We start from the raw sequence: 14,831 nt of genomic DNA, 5'->3' as shown, positions 1-14,831 counted from the left end.
ACGCGGGCTACCGGCGGGCCGGTCAGCCCGGCGCGCGGCCGTCGAGTACGCGTTCGAGCGCGTCGAGCGCGCGGGCCGTCGAGTCCGGCGCGATGCAGTCGACGACGATCCGCTCCGGCATCGCGCGCAGCCAGGTGAGCTGGCGCTTGCACAGCTGGCGCGTCGCGAAGATGCCTTTGTCGCGCATCGTCCGGTAGTCGGTGTCGCCGTCGAGGAATTCCCACGCCTGCCGGTAGCCGACGGAGCGCATCGACGGCAGGTCGGGATGGAGGTCGTCGCGACGGCGCAGCCGTTCGACTTCGTCGATGAAGCCCGCGTCGAGCATCGCGTCGAAGCGCTGCGCGATCCGTGCGTGCAATACCGCGCGATCCGACGGTTCGAGCGCGACCGGGGCGAAGCGGTACGCGGCGGCCGCATCGTCCGCGCGCCGCGGCGCGGCAAGCAGCGCCGACATCGGCTGCCCGCTCAGCATGAAGATTTCGAGCGCGCGCTGGATCCGCTGCGAATCGTTCGGTGCGAGCCGCGCGGCCGTGTCGGGATCGACCTGTGCGAGCCGCGCGTGCAGCGCGGGCCAGCCGTCGCGTGCGGCGTCGGCGTCGAGCTTCGCGCGCACGTCCGGATCGGCGCCCGGCAGGTCGTTGAGCCCCTGCGTCAGCGCCTTGTAGTACAGCATCGTGCCGCCCGCGAGCAGCGGCGTGCGGCCGCGCTCGGCGATCTCGCCGATCAGGCGGAGCGCATCCGCGCGGAATTCCGCGGCCGAATACGCATCGGCCGGGTCGATGATGTCGATCAGGTGATGCGGCACGCTCGCGCGTTCTTCGCGAGTCGGCTTCGCGGTGCCGATATCCATGTCGCGGTAGACGAGCGCCGAATCGACGCTGACGATCTCGATCGGGCGGCGCGCGGCGAGCGCCAGCGCCGCGGCCGTCTTGCCCGAAGCGGTGGGGCCGAGCAGGCAGGCGATCGTCGTCGGGGTGGACTGCGAAGGAGCGCTCATTGCCCGCGCATGAAGAGACGGTCGAGATCGTTCAGCGTGAGCTGATACCACGTCGGCCGGCCATGATTGCATTGGTCCGCGCGCTCGGTCGCCTCCATCTGGCGCAGCAGCGCGTTCATCTCGTCGAGCGTCAGGCGCCGATTCGCGCGCACCGCGTGGTGGCACGCGAGCGTGCCGAGCAGTTCGTGCTGGCGCTCGGTGAGCACGCGCGAGCCGCCGAACGCGTGCAGGTCGGCGAGCACCGCGCGCGCGAGCGACTGCAGGTCGGCATCCTTCAGCAGCGCCGGCACCGCACGGATCGCGAGCGTCGTCGGCGACAGCACCGCGAGATCGAAGCCGAGCGATTCGAGCGTGTCGCGTTCCTCCTCGACCGTGCCGATCTCGACCGGCGTGGCCGTCATCGACACCGGCAGCAGCAGCGACTGCACGGCGACCGAGCGATCGGCGAGCGCGTTCTTGAACTGTTCGTACAGGATCCGCTCGTGCGCCGCGTGCATGTCGACGATCACGAGCCCGTGCGCGTTCTGCGCGAGTACGTAGATGCCGTGAATCTGGCCGAGCGCGAAGCCGAGCGGCTGCTCGTCGTGCGCGGTGGCGGCGATCGGCGCTGCGGTGAAGCCCGGCAGCGGCGCGCCCGGCGCGTCGGCCGAATCGCGGGCGACGGTCGTCGTGCCGTCTGGCGTGCCCGCGCCGCTGTCCTTGCGGCCGAACAGCGCGTCGTAGAGCGCGAGCGGCTGCGCGACGGGCAGCGTGCCCTGCGTCATCCGTGCCTGGCGCATCCAGGTGTTGCCCGCCGGCGATGACGACGACGGCGACGAGAAGCCGCCGCCGGTGGCCGGGCCGTGGCCCTGGCCGAGCGGCGTGTCCAGGAACGAGGCGGGCCCGCGCGGCGCGGGTTCGATATGCGCGGCATGCCCGCCCGCGGTGGTTTCCGGCGACGCACCCGCGTGGCGCGCGAGCGCGCGCTGGACCGCGTGGAACACGTACTGGTGGATCGAGCGCGAATCGCGGAAGCGCACCTCGATCTTCGACGGATGCACGTTCACGTCGACGGCTTCGGGCGGCAGGTCGAGGAACAGCACGTACGACGGGTAGCGGTCGCCGTGCAGCACGTCCTCGTAGGCCGCGCGCACCGCGTGCGTCAGCAGCTTGTCGCGCACGAAGCGGCCGTTGACGAAGAAATACTGCTGGTCGGCGCGCCCGCGGCTCGCGGTCGGCAGGCCTGCGCAACCGTAGACGGCGAGCGGGCCGGCCTGTTCGTCGAGCGGCAGGTGCGCGGTCGCGAAGCTGTCGCCCAGGATCTTCGCGACGCGCTGCGCGGGCTCGGTCGCATTCCAGTGCTCGACTGCCTTGCCGTTGTGCAGCACCGAGATCGCGACGTCCGGCCGCGCGAGCGCCGCGCGGCGGATCATTTCCAGGCAGTGGCCGAACTCGGTCTGCTCGCTTTTCAGGAACTTGCGCCGCGCGGGCGTGTTGAAGTACAGCTCGCGCACCTCGATCGTCGTGCCGGTCGAGCCGGCGGCGGGCGACAGCACGCCGGTCTGCGCATCGATCTTCATCGCATGCGCGGCATCGGTCGTCCGGCTCGTGATCGACATCTCGGCGACCGACGCGATCGACGCGAGCGCTTCGCCGCGGAACCCGAGCGTCGCGACCGCCTCGAGTTCCTCGAGCGAGCGGATCTTGCTGGTGGCATGGCGCATCAGCGCGAGCGCCAGCTCGTCGGGCGGAATCCCGCAACCGTCGTCGGTGATCGAGATGCGCTTGACGCCGCCTTCTTCCAGCACGATGCGCAGCGTCGTCGCGCCGGCATCCATTGCGTTCTCGAGCAGCTCCTTGACGACCGACGCCGGGCGTTCGACGACCTCGCCCGCGGCGATCTGGCTGATCAGCTGATCGGGCAGGGGCTGGATCGCGCGCAGCGGGCGCGGAGCGGGGGCGGGCGCGGCGCCCGCGGCCGTTTCGGTGATATCGGACATGGCCGAATTATAGCGAGGCGGCGGATGCGTGCCGGGGCGACCGGCGGTTACGTTTTTTCACGGAGCCTTAAGGTAGTTTCGGTATGATGGCTCCGTCGCGCGCGCCGCCTTGGCCGGCGGGTGCTTCCGCCTGTTCCGGCCATTCCGGCCCTTTCGCCCTTTCGCCTTCGAGGAATCGCATTTGGATACGCTGCTTCATTTCGTCAACCTTGTCCTGCATATCGACGCATTCCTCGGCGATTTCATCCGGCAGTACGGCGCATGGGTCTATCTCGTCCTGTTCCTGATCGTGTTCTGCGAGACGGGGCTCGTCGTGTTCCCGTTCCTGCCCGGCGATTCGCTGCTGTTCATTGGCGGCGCGTTCGCGGCGACAGGCGAAATGAACGTCGGTGCGCTGATCGTGCTGCTGCTCGTCGCGGCGATCTCCGGCAACACCGTGAACTACCTGATCGGCCGCTGGGTCGGCCCGAAGGTGTTCAATACGCATATTCCGGTGCTCGAGCGCTTCCTCGATCGCGCCGCGCTGCAGAAGACCCACTCGTTCTACGACAAGCACGGCGGCAAGACGATCGTGCTCGCACGCTTCATCCCGGTCGTGCGTACGTTCGCGCCGTTCGTCGCGGGCGCGTCGTCGATGAGCGCCACGCGCTTCCAGCTCTTCAACGTGATCGGCGCGCTGGTCTGGGTGCTGCTGCTGGTGCTGCTCGGCTATTTCTTCGGCAACATCCCGTTCATCCGCCAGTACCTGAACGTGATCGTGCTGGTCGGCATTGGCGCGGCGATCGTGCCGGTCGCGCTCGGCGCGGTCTGGAAGCTCGTGCGCGGGCGGCGGTCGGACCATGCGCAGAAGACGGGTGGGCGCTGAGCGGGGCGCTTCGCTTCCTTTTCGGTGCAAAAAAAGCGTGGCAATTCAAATTGCCACGCTTTTTTTTCGTCCGGCGAAGCGGTTAAGCGTTGCGATGCGAGACCGGCGTTTCGGGCGTCGGGTATTGCGCGTCGCGGAACGTATCGAGGATCACGCGGTTCGTGTCGCAGTACACCTGCCAGTAGTTCTCGGGTGCCGTGGACGGGCGCACGAACAGCAGCGGGCCTTCCGGCGTGAACTGCAGCACGCCGACGTCCGGCGCCGGGTTGGTCAGCACGTTCGGGATCTGCTGGATCGACGCCTTCAGGCGGTTGATCGCATCGACCGCATCGACGCTGTTCGCGATCTTCGCGGTCAGGTCGACGCGACGGTGCGACGTTGCGCTGTAGTTCGCGATGTTGTCCGAGAAGATCTTGTTGTTGCCGACGATCGTCACGATGTTGTCGGGCGTGATGATCGTCGTGCCGAACAGGCCGAGCTCCTTCACCGTGCCCGTGACGCCGCCCGCGTTGATCACGTCGCCGATCTTGAACGGGCGCAGCACCTGCATGAACACGCCGGCGGCGAAGTGCGCGAGCAGGCCGCCCCAGGCCGTGCCGATCGCGAGGCCGAGGCCGGCGAGCAGTGCGGCGAACGAGGTCGTCTGTACGCCGAAGATCTGCAGGATCGCGAGGATCAGCAGGATCGTCAGCAGCACGCCGACGACGGAGGTCAGGTAGTCGGTGAGCGTCGGGTCGACCTTGCCGCTGCGGCGTACGACCTTGCCGAGCAGGCGGGTGCCGATGCGGATCGCCCAGCGGCCGATGAACCACAATGCGATCGCGGCGAGGAGGTTGAGGCCGAAATCGAGGCCGCGGGTCATCAGGAATTGCTGGGCGGTGGCGAGATCGAGCATGGAGTCTCCAGGGAGTGGGAAGGGGGCGGGTGACGATCGAACGTAAGGGGGCTCGATCGATGAGCCCTTTATAGCCGACACGGCGCCACGAGACAACGGGCCTGGCGGTCGGAGTGTTGGTCAACGCTTGCCGGACACCTCGATCCGCAACGATTCCTTACCTCTCTCCATTTGCGGTACATGCGCCGCGCCTGACGGCGCGAACGGTGCCGGCCGCTACTTCTGCCGCGGCTCGAACGGCCGCTGCTGCACGTCCGCCCCGTGCGCGACGATCGCCATGCTTTCCGGCACTTCCTCCCACGCGCCGCGCAGGTCGACGAGCGGCTCGGATACGACCATGAACGCGTCGTTGCCGACTTCGGCGATGCGCGGGTCATGCGGATACAGCTCGTGCAGGTGCTTGAACGACGTGCTGTGGAACAGCGAACGCGATTGCCGTTCGCTCGAGTAGCGCACCGCGATGATCCGTTCGCCGTCGGTCGCGCAGACCGTCATGTTGAGCGGGTCGGCCACGCGATGTCGCGCAGCGGTTTCCTCGACCACGCCGGCCATCCGTTCGAGCGCCTGCAGCGGCGTCTGCTCGAGGCCGTACGTCAGCGCGAGGCGGAACATCAGCTCGGAATCGGTCGAGCCTTCGAGCGTCGGGAACAGCGCGGGATCGACCTTCATCGTCAGGTCGCGGCGCAGCTTGTGGAAGCCGCGGATCAGCCCGTTGTGCGCGAACAGCCAGCGGCCGTGGCGGAACGGGTGGCAGTTGGTTTCCTGCACCGGCGTTTCGGTCGCCGCGCGGATATGCGCGATGAACATCCGCGAGCGGATCGCGCGCGCGGCTTCGCGCAGGTTGCGGTCGTTCCACGCGGGATGCACGGAGCGGTAGCGGAACGGCAGTTCGTCGGGGGGGCCGTACCAGCCGATGCCGAAACCGTCGCCATTGGTGGTCGTGGCGCCGAGCTCAGAATGCAGGCTCTGGTCGATCAGCGAATGCTTCGCGCGGAACAGCACGGTCTCGAGATGGATAGGATTGCCCGTATAGGCGAGCCAGCGGCACATGGTGCGCTCCTTCACGATGGATCGTTCGCGCATGGTAGCCGACTTCACCGTGCGGCCGCGTCTGCGGCCTGCCGGCACGGTTGTCCGTGCGAGCGCGCTGCCCAATGCTCGTATGTAACGCATGCGCAACCGCCCGGCCAGGCGGCCGGGCGCCACGCAGCAAGGCGGCGCGCGATGGCGCCGCCGCGGCCGACACGCTCAGTCGCCGAGCGCGTCCATCACGCGGGCCGAATAGACGAGCGCCGCGCCCGCATTCAGTGCAATCGCGACGCCGAGCGCTTCCGCCACTTCCTCCCTGGTCGCGCCTTGCTTCGTCGCTTCGGCCGTGTGCACGGCGATACAGCCGTCGCAGCGCGTCGTGACGGCCACCGCGAGCGCGATCAGCTCGCGCGTTTTCGCGTCGAGATGGCCCGTCTTGGCGCCGGCCCCTGCCAGCGCCTGGTAGCCGGCCAGCGTATCGGGCGACAGCTTGGCGATATCGCCGATGCGCGTCGAGAGTTCCTTCCGGTATTCGTTCCAGTTCAGCATGATGCGTCCTTTCGAGTAGAGGTGAGGAGGGCGGCGGGCGCCGCGATCTCGGGCGATGCAGGGCTATTCTGATCGTTCGCGCTGAGGGTTTCGATACGCTAGAGTGTCAATTTTTAGCGCGATCGTCTCATGGATGCATTGAGTCAACTGTTGTCGCTGGGCCGCAGCCATGTCGAACTCGACGTGCGCTGCCTGCTCGACGGGCCGTTCGAGATGCCGCACGATCCGTTGCCGCCCGGCGAGGCGGCGTTCCACCTGCTGCTGGCCGGCACGTGCCGGCTGCGTACCGCCGACGGGCGCACGCTGCAACTCGCCGACGGCGATTTCGTGCTGCTGCCCGCGGGCGGCGCGCACGACCTGCTCGATGCGGGGGGCGGCCGGTCGCGACCGGTCGCGCCGCTGCGCGAACCGGATGCCGCCGGCGGCGCGGTGGTGCCGGTCAAGTCGAATCTCGATCCGGCCGACCCGGGCAACGCGAGCGTGGACCTGCTGTGCGGACGGTTCGTCTATGCGCGCGGCGCGGGCGAACTGCTGATGCGCACGCTGCCGCAGGTGCTGCACGTCGGGTTGCGCGAGGCGTCGGGGTTCGCGCCGCTGCAGCTGCTGACGAGCGTGCTGCGCATCGAGGCGTCGAATGTGCAGCCGGGCGCCGGCGCGATCGTGAACGCGCTCGGCCAGGCGCTGCTCGCGTATGCGTTGCGCGCGTACGGCCGCGACGCGCGCGTGCCGTCCGGCTGGCTCGCGCTCGCGGCCGATGCGCGGCTCGGCCCGTCGGTCCAGGCCGTGCTGCAGGCGCCGGAGCAGCCGTGGACGGTCGAGTCGCTCGGCGACGCAGCGGCGATGTCGCGCGCGACCTATGCGCGGCATTTCCGCGAGAAAGCCGGGATGAGCGTCGGCGCGTTCGTCGCGCAGATCCGGATGATGCACGCGTGCGCGCTGCTGCAGGATACGCAGCGCGGGCAGGCGGAGATCGGCCAGGCGGTCGGTTATCAATCCGAGGCGGCCTTCGGCAAGGCGTTTCGCGCGGTGCTCGGCACGACGCCCGGGCGCTGGCGGCGCGCGCAGCGCGGCATGTAAGAGTGCAAGCGCGCCCGTCTTGGCGCGCGCCAAAGCTGCTACCATGCGCGAAACGCAGTTCAACGAAAACGATTTCGAACAACAAGAAAGAGAGGGCAAAGCAATGAACCAGACCACCATCCAGCAGCCGTCGTTCGCATTCGTGGCCGCGTCGTGGGCCGCACTGATCGCAGGTTTCGCGGCATTCCTGATCGGGCTCTGGAACGCCGGCATGCAGCTCAACGAGAAGGGCTACTACTTCACCGTGCTGGTGTTCGGCCTTTATGCGGCGATCTCGCTGCAGAAAAGCGTCCGCGACCGCGCGGAAGGCATCCCCGTCACCGGCATCTACTACGGCATCAGTTGGATCGCGCTGCTGCTGTCCATCGCGCTGCTGGTCGTCGGCCTCTTCAACGCAACGCTGCAACTGAGCGAGAAGGGCTTCTACGCGATGTCGTTCGTGCTCGCGCTGTTCGGCGCAGTGGCCGTGCAGAAGAACACGCGCGACCTGCAGAGCGCGAAGCCGCGTTATACCGACGCCGATTCCGCGCCGTCCGTCCAGGAGTAACGGCACACGGGGCGGGCGCCTGCGAAGGCCGCCCGTTTCGAGACGACGCCAGCTGCGCCCCGCATTCGCCGGCGTGCCGCGGGCTCCCCGTCCATTCGTTTCATCCGTGCCGCTGCGCATGACGATGGAGATATTCAGGATGCCAGACATCACAGACACCGCACCGCGCACGCGCGCGGCAGCCCGTGCCGTGGCCGCGAAGGCCGCGCTCGTGCTGGAGACGAACAACCTGCGCGGCGGCGCCGGCCTCGCACAGGCCGTAGACAGCCTGAAGCGCCTCGTGTCGGCGCTGTCGAAGCAGACCGTGCCGCCCGCGGCACTCGCGCAATGGATCATCACGCACGACGGCCTGCCTGCCGATGCGTGCGCGCAGATCGCCGCGCTGGCCGGCCGCCCGATCGACTTCGTCGAGATCGGTGCGAGCACCGGCTACTACGATGCGAAGAACGACGGCTTCGATCGCGTCGACGCGGCCCGCTGCGACATCGTCGTGTTCGGCGACGCCGATTGCCGGCCGGCCGACGACTGGCTCGAGCACCTGCTCGCGCCGTTCGCGCGCGATGCGGACGATGTGGACGATGCGGGTGATGTGCCCGCAGCGGTGGCGGGGCGGACCAGCTATGCGCCGAACGTGCTCGGCACCGCGTTGACGTCGATCGATTTCATGTATTTCCCGAGCCCGCTGCGCGACGGCGCGACACGCAACTTCTACGCGAACAACGTCGCGTTCCGGCGCGACGTGTTCGCGCAATTCCGCTACGAGCCGCTCGACGGCGTCTATCGCGCGCATTGCCAGGTGATGGGGCTGCGGATGCAGGCGGCCGGCGTGGCCGTCGAGTTCGCGCCGGCCGCGCACACCGAGCATCGGCTGCCGGACACGCACCGCGAATCGCTGAAGCTGCGCTGGATGCGCGGCGAGGACAGCGTCGGGCTGACGCCGTATCTCGTGAACGCGTACCTGCCGCGCCAGTGGCAGTGGCTCGGCCGCAGCGGCCCGCTCGGTCCGTTCTGCGTGATGGCGATGCGGCTCGGCTACAGCCTGCGCGCGCTCGATCGCCAGCAACTGCCGCGGCTTGGCGCCGTCCGTTATCTCGCGGCCGTCGGCGTCACGATCGCCGCGTCCGCTGTCGATACGCTCGGCGCGCTCGCGCGCGGTTTCGGGCTCGCGGGACGGGCGTCGGCCCGCCGCGATCTCGAAGCGCTGTCCTATCACCGTCATTGAAACGGCACCGACACTCCGACTCCCTGCATTCATCCCGACGACGACCATGCCTTCATTCGCTACCCGTGTTGCCTGCCTCGCCCTGTTTGCCGCCAGCGCCGGCGCCCATGCCGCGCCGGTCGATCACGCGGGGCGCGGGATCGTCCACTTCGCGTCGCAAAGCGGCTGCCCGTTCGCGAGCGCGGCCGCGACGGACTGCAATCGCGTCGCGCTCGATGCGCCCGACGTTCACGCGAGCATCGATACCGACGCGCACGCGATCGTCTTTTCGAGCGACGCGAATCGCCGCACGAAGGACGTGCGCGGCGATGTGCTGCTGCAGGGCACGGGCGTCGACGGCGACGGCCGGCGCGTGCCGTTGAGCGTGCACGTGCTGCTGCGTCGCGACGGTGCGAAATGGGGCCGCGACGTGTATGTCCATGCGCCGGTGCACGGCAAGTTCACCGATGTCCGCATCGATCCGTATCGCGTGCGCGTGAAGGAAGGCGACGGCGAGCGCGACGTGCTCACGCCGGACGAAACGCTTGCGCTGTTCGCGCATCCGTCGCTGGCATCGCGGCTCGCGCAACATCTCGTGAAGGTGAGCGCGACCGATCCGAAGCAGCCGTCCGCCGACGACATCACGATCGCGCTCGGCGTCGGCGGCCTGACGAAGTCGGTCGCACGTGCGAGCTTCACGTCGAACGCGCCGCACGATGCGGGCGTCGATCGCGCACTCGCGGCCGGCACGTGGTCGATCCGTTTCGATGCACTGAGCAATCACATTCCGGTGTGGGTCGCGCAGCGCGAGCTGTTCCTGTTCGGTCTCGACGGCAGTGCGCTTTTGAAAGAGGTGCGCGAGCGCGGCTTCAGGAAGAACGACCGGATCGAATTCGGCGCGCGCGACGGCAACGGCTATCTGCGCGTGAACGGCCGCGAGGAGGCATTCGCGGGCGCGGCGGCGTCCGCGCATGCGTTCATGCAGGAAAGCTTCGTCGGCCTGATTCTCGGCTGGCGTCGCGATCCGGCTGCCGCGGCGGCATCCGCCACGAAATCGGCATCCGCGCGGGGCGTGCCGGCATGACCGCGGCCGGCGAACTGCCCGCGTCGCCGCAGGCGGCGCACGGCGGGCGCTTCGATTGTCTCGATGCGCCCGTGCCGCGCGGCGCGGCGCGAGTACGTGCGTATCTCGTCGATCGCATCAAGCGGGCGGCGATCCGGCAGCTTCATCGCAGCACGCATGGCGAGCGCTGGATGCTGCGCATGTACCTGATCGGCGAAGAAGCGACCGAGTGCGCGTTGCACGACGACTGGACCGGACAGCCGCCGGACTGGCTCGCGCCGCGCATCGAGCAGCATCTCGCGGACGAGCGCCGCCATGCGGCCGCGTTTGCCGATGCGCTGCGCGTGCGCGGCGTGGCGCCATCGACGGAGCCGCACGAACCCGACTGGCTGAGCCGGCGCAAGATCATCCGATGGCGCCGGCTCGCGCAGCGCTATGCGCCGCATTTCGCGCAGGGCGTGCTCGTGCCGGCCTATGCGACCGGCCTGTGCGCGGAACAGATGGCGATGCGCGTGCTGGCGCGTCACTGCGCGACGATCGGCGACGCGCATCCGCTGTATCCGCTGCTCGCCCGCGTGCTCGCCGACGAGACGCGGCACGTCCGGCTCTGCTCGGACACGCTGCGCCGTCTCGTCGCGCCGTCCGAGGCGGCGCATCTGGCCGCGTTGCTGGTCGAGATCCGCGCGATCGAAGCCGGTTTCGGCGTGACGGGCGCGCTGGCGATGTACGCGGCCGGATGGATCCAGTCGCTTCGTCCGCGCGCATGATGCCGCGGATCGTCTATCTCGCGACGGCCGACGCACGCGGCCACCTGATGCGCGCGCAACTGCTCGTGCATGCGCTGCGCACGGCCGGCGCACAGGTCGACGTGCTGACGACGTCCGATGCGGGGCAGGCATTCCTGTCCGCGTTCGGTATCGACGCTCCTGTGCTGTCCCGTCACTACGCGGTGCAGTTCGACGCGCGGCAGAACATGCTGCGCGACGCGACCGATCGCAATGTCGCGCATTACGTGTTCAGGCCGACGCGCATGCTGCGCGACATCGCGCGGCTGCGATCGCTCGTTCGCGATGCCGATCTCGTGATCAACGACTCGTTTCATCCGGCGCTGTTGTTCATGGGCGCGATGCCGGGCTGGCGGCGCCGCATCGTTCACGTGTACGGCGGCAGCCTGCGCCGCGCGCTGACCGCGAATTTCGACGCGCGGCTGCCGCACGCGCTGGCGCGTGCGTTTGCGCGGATCGTCGACTGGCAGATCGATTCGGCGCGGTGCTGCATCGAGCACGACTTTGCGTACGAGGTGGCCGACGATGCGCAGCGATCGCGCGGGCATTGCCGGTTGCCGACGCCGGTGCCGGTCGTCGCCGAACTGCCGGCATCGGAGCCGGCTGCCGCCGCCGTGTATCTGAATCCGCACTTTCGCGATGTCGCGCTCGCCGATGCGCTGTCGGCCGGCATGTGCGACGCGGGGCTCGCCGCGCACCGCGTGGGCGAGGGTTACGCCGGGCACGACGGCTGGACCGGTGTCGATACCGACTGGGCGATGCGTGCCGCGCACGCGCCGCTGATCGTGTCCGCACCCGGAATGGCCGCGCTTTCGATTGCGCGCGTATATCGCCGCCCGATCCTGCTCGTGCTGACCGATCAGCCCGAGCAGGCGAGCAATGCCGCGCGCGCGGCACGGCTGCAACTCGTGCATCGCATCGTCACGTGGCGCGGCGATGCGGCCGCGTTCAGGCGGGAGATCGGGCAGGCCGCGGCGGACCTGATGCGCAATCCGGGCACGCCGGCAGGAACGATCGCCGGCCGCGAGCATGCGCGTGCGCGGGTGGATGCGTGGACGTCGCGCATCCTCGCGCTGCGTCCGCATGCGCGGACGGCCGATGCGGATCCCCGATGCGAGGCGCCGGCGCCGCGATGAATACGTTGTCGCTTCGTGACGATCGCCGGCCCGATATCCGGCAGATGCTGGCCGCGACGTTCGGCATGGCCGCGGGCCTCGCGATCTTCTTTCTGCTGGAGCGCAGCGTCACGCCGCGCTACGTGTTTGCCACGGCGATCGATGCGCGGATTCCGTTCATCGCATGGTCGTGGTTCGTCTATGTCGGCTTCTTTCCGTTCGTGATTGCACTTGCCGCGTATGCACGACCGCCCGCGTTCGCCGCGTTCAAGGAGGCCGTGCTGATCGCGTTCGTGCTCGGTGTCGTCTGCTTCCTGCTGTTTCCGGAAGCCGTGCCGCGGCCCGACGTCGCGGAGATCGGCAATACGTTCGTGCGCCACCGTCTCGTGCGCATGTGGCAGCTCGATCTTGCGGCCAACGGTTTTCCGAGCCTGCATGTCGCGGTGACATGTCTTGCCTGCCGGATGCTGACGGACCGGCGCCGGATCGTGGCGACAGCGATCGGCCTGCTGATCTGTGCGTCGACGCTGACGCTCAAGCAGCATACGGTCGCCGACGTATCGGGTGGTGTCGCGCTGGCGATGGTCGGCGTGCTGTGGGTCGAGCGGCGTTCGCTGCGCAGGAGGCTCGCGTGACGACGGATGCCCATGTTCATCATGCCGGCCCGAACGCCGGGCTTGCGCGGTTCGTGCCCGATCCCGTGCTGTTTCGCGTGAACGCGTTGCGTGTCGGCGCGGCACTGGCCGGCGACTGGCTGATGATCGCCGCTGCGTTCGCGGTGGCGATCGCGTTCCCGCATCCGCTCGTGTACGCGTTTGCCGCGATCGTGATCGCGCGCAGCCAGCTTGCGCTCGCGGTCATGATGCACGAGGGCGCGCACGGGTTGCTGGCACGGAACCGGCGCGTCAACGACGTACTGGGCCAGTTGTTCGCGGCCGGCCCGCTGTGGCTGTCGCTGCGCACGTATCGTGCGGGCCATCTGAAGCACCATCGCGCGCCGATGCAGCCGGACGATCCCGTCGCGCTGCTGTTCGGCGTTCACGACTATCCGGTGACGCGTGGGCGGCTGATCGGCCGCCTGCTCGCGTACGCGTGCGGGATCGGCTACGTGACGAGCGTCGTGAAGCTCGGGCGCGGCGAATTTGCGCATGCGTTACCGAAGGTCCGGAAATCGCGTGCGTATGCGGCGTGGGAAATCGCGTCGATGCTGGCCGGCAACGGCCTGCTGTTCGGCGCGCTTGTGCTGGCCGGACATCCGCTGCTGTACATCGGGTTGTGGATCGTGCCGTCCGTTACGCTGTTGCCGCTCGCCGGGCAGGTGCGCGCGATCTTCGAGCACGCGGGGCTGCCGGCTTGCGAGGACCAGAGCTGCAACGCGCGCACGATCGTCCGGCGTTCGTGGCAGACGTTCCTGTTCGGCCCGCACGCGATCCATTTCCATATCGAACATCATCTGTACACGCGGATGCCGTTCCATAACCTACCGGTCGTGCATCGGCAACTCGCGCAGCAGCAGTTGTTGCCCGACGGCAATCTGTACGCGGGATACGGTGCGGTGCTGCGCGACGTGAGCGTGCGTTGACTTGCGAGCGGGGATGATGCGGTTGTATGCGCAGGGGCGACGGAGGAGGAGGCAAGGATGCCGGATGCTTGCGCACGCAATCGGATACGAAGTGGAAAATTCGATCCCGACACGGCGACACGGCAACAGGCAGACGCAAAAAAGCCTCCACGCGGGAGGCTTCAATTGCAACTATCGAAAAGATAGATGGTAGGGTGGGAGGGACTCGAACCCTCGACTCTCTGATTAAAAGTCAGATACTCTAACCAACTGAGTTACCACCCCACGTTCTCAAAACTGCTCGAGAACAAAAAACGGCTTCAGGTTGTAGCTGATGCGGCTTGGCTAGCGACCCAAAGAGCAAAAGATTATAGCGACGGATTTTCGGTGAGTCAACAATCCGCCACGATAATTATTTGATCGTTTCGAGCTTGCCCTGCGCCGTCTGCGCCGCGTTCGACCCGGCGTACTGCGACACCACCTGTTCGAACGTTTTCTTCGCGGCCGCCTTCTGGCCTTGTTCGAGCTGGTTCGTGCCGATCGCCACGAGGGCGTCGGCCGCACGCGGATGCTGCGGGTACTTGCTGACGATCCCTTGCCACGTCGCCGTCGAGCCGCGGTAGTCGCGCAGCGCGTATTGCGCATTGCCGAGCCAGTACTGCGCGGTCGGCTGGTAGGGGCTCTGCGGATACTTCGCGATGAAGCTGCGGAACGAAGCCGCCGCCGCCTTGAAGTTGCCGTTGCGGAACTGCTGCTGCGCCGCACTGAGCGCATCCGTTTCACCCGGCTGCACGGTACCTTCGACACCGTCGATCGTCGCCTGCTGCGGCTCGAACTTCTTGAGCCGCGTGTCGAGATCCTGGTAGTACTCCTTCTGCTGCCGCTCGAGCGTCGTCAGCCGGTTCGTCAGGTCCTCGTTCTCGCCGCGCAGCGTCGCGACCTGCTGGTTCAGCTGGTCGAGACGGCCGGATTGATCGAGGATCGTACGCTGGGCGGCGGACAACTGGCTCGCCAGGTTGTCGGTCTTGCTGCGCAGGTCGAGCACGGCGCGGCGCGCTTCGTTGTCGTCGAACACGCCGGCGTGCGCCGGCGCGGCCGACCACGCCGCGCCGACGACGCAGATAGCTGCGGCTGCGCGCAGCCAGGTTGAACGATGCGTCATACGGCG

15 protein-coding genes and 1 tRNA gene are annotated in these 14,831 nt (G+C 68.2%); 9 read left to right on the top strand and 7 right to left on the bottom strand.

What is annotated here, in order from left to right:
• Positions 1 to 22: 22 nt before the first annotated feature.
• Both miaA and mutL read right to left on the bottom strand, forming a co-directional pair.
• Positions 23 to 997 carry a tRNA (adenosine(37)-N6)-dimethylallyltransferase MiaA gene (miaA, locus tag GD429_RS28400; protein ID WP_152861943.1) on the bottom strand — a complete coding sequence of 325 codons (975 nt, stop codon included), beginning with the start codon at positions 995 to 997 and terminating at the stop codon, positions 23 to 25.
• Entirely contained in the window at positions 994 to 2,976 is a 1,983-nt protein-coding gene (gene mutL, locus GD429_RS28395; protein ID WP_152861941.1) for a DNA mismatch repair endonuclease MutL, read from the bottom strand. Before mutL ends, miaA begins: the two co-directional genes overlap by 4 nt.
• 181 nt (positions 2,977 to 3,157) lie before the next feature.
• Here mutL and GD429_RS28390 point away from each other — a divergent pair, with 181 nt between their 5' ends.
• Positions 3,158 to 3,841, top strand: a complete 684-nt coding sequence (locus GD429_RS28390; RefSeq protein WP_174421176.1) for a DedA family protein — start codon at positions 3,158 to 3,160, stop codon at positions 3,839 to 3,841.
• Between the two features lie 82 nt (positions 3,842 to 3,923).
• On the opposite strand, the gene GD429_RS28385 is transcribed toward GD429_RS28390, so the two are convergent.
• From GD429_RS28385 to GD429_RS28375, 3 genes are all read right to left on the bottom strand, one after another.
• On the bottom strand, positions 3,924 to 4,736 hold the full coding sequence (locus GD429_RS28385; protein WP_152861939.1) for a mechanosensitive ion channel family protein: 813 nt from the start codon (positions 4,734 to 4,736) through the stop codon (positions 3,924 to 3,926).
• A 216-nt stretch (positions 4,737 to 4,952) separates the two neighbouring features.
• Entirely contained in the window at positions 4,953 to 5,786 is an 834-nt protein-coding gene (locus GD429_RS28380) for a class II glutamine amidotransferase (protein WP_152861989.1), read from the bottom strand.
• A gap of 198 nt (positions 5,787 to 5,984) precedes the next feature.
• On the bottom strand, positions 5,985 to 6,314 hold the full coding sequence (locus GD429_RS28375) for a carboxymuconolactone decarboxylase family protein (RefSeq protein WP_152861937.1): 330 nt from the start codon (positions 6,312 to 6,314) through the stop codon (positions 5,985 to 5,987).
• Between the two features lie 129 nt (positions 6,315 to 6,443).
• On the opposite strand from GD429_RS28375, the gene GD429_RS28370 reads away from it, so the two are divergent.
• From GD429_RS28370 to GD429_RS28335, 8 genes are all read left to right on the top strand, one after another.
• Positions 6,444 to 7,391, top strand: coding sequence for a cupin domain-containing protein (locus tag GD429_RS28370; RefSeq protein WP_152861935.1), 948 nt, complete (start codon positions 6,444 to 6,446; stop codon positions 7,389 to 7,391).
• A 103-nt stretch (positions 7,392 to 7,494) separates the two neighbouring features.
• A complete protein-coding gene (gene yiaA, locus GD429_RS28365; RefSeq protein ID WP_152861933.1) occupies positions 7,495 to 7,938 on the top strand; it encodes an inner membrane protein YiaA in 444 nt (147 codons plus the stop codon).
• A gap of 139 nt (positions 7,939 to 8,077) precedes the next feature.
• Positions 8,078 to 9,160 (top strand): glycosyltransferase, encoded by a 1,083-nt coding sequence (locus GD429_RS28360; protein WP_152861931.1) that lies wholly within the window; start codon positions 8,078 to 8,080, stop codon positions 9,158 to 9,160.
• 46 nt (positions 9,161 to 9,206) lie between these two features.
• Complete coding sequence (locus GD429_RS28355) at positions 9,207 to 10,223, top strand: hypothetical protein (protein WP_152861929.1); 1,017 nt, start codon at positions 9,207 to 9,209, stop codon at positions 10,221 to 10,223.
• Positions 10,220 to 10,969 (top strand): hypothetical protein, encoded by a 750-nt coding sequence (locus tag GD429_RS28350; RefSeq protein ID WP_152861927.1) that lies wholly within the window; start codon positions 10,220 to 10,222, stop codon positions 10,967 to 10,969. The genes GD429_RS28355 and GD429_RS28350 overlap by 4 nt, the downstream gene beginning before the upstream one ends.
• On the top strand, positions 10,966 to 12,123 hold the full coding sequence (locus GD429_RS28345) for a hypothetical protein (RefSeq protein ID WP_152861987.1): 1,158 nt from the start codon (positions 10,966 to 10,968) through the stop codon (positions 12,121 to 12,123). The genes GD429_RS28350 and GD429_RS28345 overlap by 4 nt, the downstream gene beginning before the upstream one ends.
• Positions 12,120 to 12,737: a phosphatase PAP2 family protein gene (locus GD429_RS28340; RefSeq protein WP_152861925.1), complete on the top strand. Its 618-nt coding sequence runs from the start codon at positions 12,120 to 12,122 to the stop codon at positions 12,735 to 12,737. The genes GD429_RS28345 and GD429_RS28340 overlap by 4 nt, the downstream gene beginning before the upstream one ends.
• On the top strand, positions 12,734 to 13,684 hold the full coding sequence (locus GD429_RS28335) for a fatty acid desaturase family protein (protein WP_321574935.1): 951 nt from the start codon (positions 12,734 to 12,736) through the stop codon (positions 13,682 to 13,684). Before GD429_RS28340 ends, GD429_RS28335 begins: the two co-directional genes overlap by 4 nt.
• Positions 13,685 to 13,871: 187 nt before the next feature.
• Here the strand turns inward: GD429_RS28335 and GD429_RS28330 are convergent.
• Positions 13,872 to 13,948: transfer RNA gene (locus GD429_RS28330), tRNA-Lys, on the bottom strand.
• A gap of 127 nt (positions 13,949 to 14,075) precedes the next feature.
• The gene (gene ybgF / locus GD429_RS28325; RefSeq protein ID WP_152861923.1) at positions 14,076 to 14,825 is read right to left on the bottom strand and encodes a tol-pal system protein YbgF; all 750 of its coding nucleotides are present in this window, start codon (positions 14,823 to 14,825) and stop codon (positions 14,076 to 14,078) included.
• Positions 14,826 to 14,831 lie beyond the last annotated feature (6 nt).

It is taken from the genome of Burkholderia sp. BE17, assembly GCF_009362305.1.
GTDB lineage: Bacteria > Pseudomonadota > Gammaproteobacteria > Burkholderiales > Burkholderiaceae > Burkholderia > Burkholderia pyrrocinia_C.
Note: the sequence above shows the minus strand (reverse complement) of the source record. Positions and strands in the feature narration are given on the sequence as shown.

Bases quoted from the DNA above. Each gene is read 5' to 3' on its own strand.
- miaA (WP_152861943.1), bottom strand. From the start codon at position 997: ATGAGCGCTCCTTCGCAGTCCACCCCGACGACGATCGCCTGCCTGCTC.
- mutL (WP_152861941.1), bottom strand. From the start codon at position 2,976: ATGTCCGATATCACCGAAACGGCCGCGGGCGCCGCGCCCGCCCCCGCT.
- GD429_RS28385 (WP_152861939.1), bottom strand. From the start codon at position 4,736: ATGCTCGATCTCGCCACCGCCCAGCAATTCCTGATGACCCGCGGCCTC.
- GD429_RS28380 (WP_152861989.1), bottom strand. From the start codon at position 5,786: ATGTGCCGCTGGCTCGCCTATACGGGCAATCCTATCCATCTCGAGACC.
- GD429_RS28375 (WP_152861937.1), bottom strand. From the start codon at position 6,314: ATGCTGAACTGGAACGAATACCGGAAGGAACTCTCGACGCGCATCGGC.
- GD429_RS28370 (WP_152861935.1), top strand. From the start codon at position 6,444: ATGGATGCATTGAGTCAACTGTTGTCGCTGGGCCGCAGCCATGTCGAA.
- yiaA (WP_152861933.1), top strand. From the start codon at position 7,495: ATGAACCAGACCACCATCCAGCAGCCGTCGTTCGCATTCGTGGCCGCG.
- GD429_RS28360 (WP_152861931.1), top strand. From the start codon at position 8,078: ATGCCAGACATCACAGACACCGCACCGCGCACGCGCGCGGCAGCCCGT.
- GD429_RS28355 (WP_152861929.1), top strand. From the start codon at position 9,207: ATGCCTTCATTCGCTACCCGTGTTGCCTGCCTCGCCCTGTTTGCCGCC.
- GD429_RS28350 (WP_152861927.1), top strand. From the start codon at position 10,220: ATGACCGCGGCCGGCGAACTGCCCGCGTCGCCGCAGGCGGCGCACGGC.
- GD429_RS28345 (WP_152861987.1), top strand. From the start codon at position 10,966: ATGATGCCGCGGATCGTCTATCTCGCGACGGCCGACGCACGCGGCCAC.
- GD429_RS28340 (WP_152861925.1), top strand. From the start codon at position 12,120: ATGAATACGTTGTCGCTTCGTGACGATCGCCGGCCCGATATCCGGCAG.
- ybgF (WP_152861923.1), bottom strand. From the start codon at position 14,825: ATGACGCATCGTTCAACCTGGCTGCGCGCAGCCGCAGCTATCTGCGTC.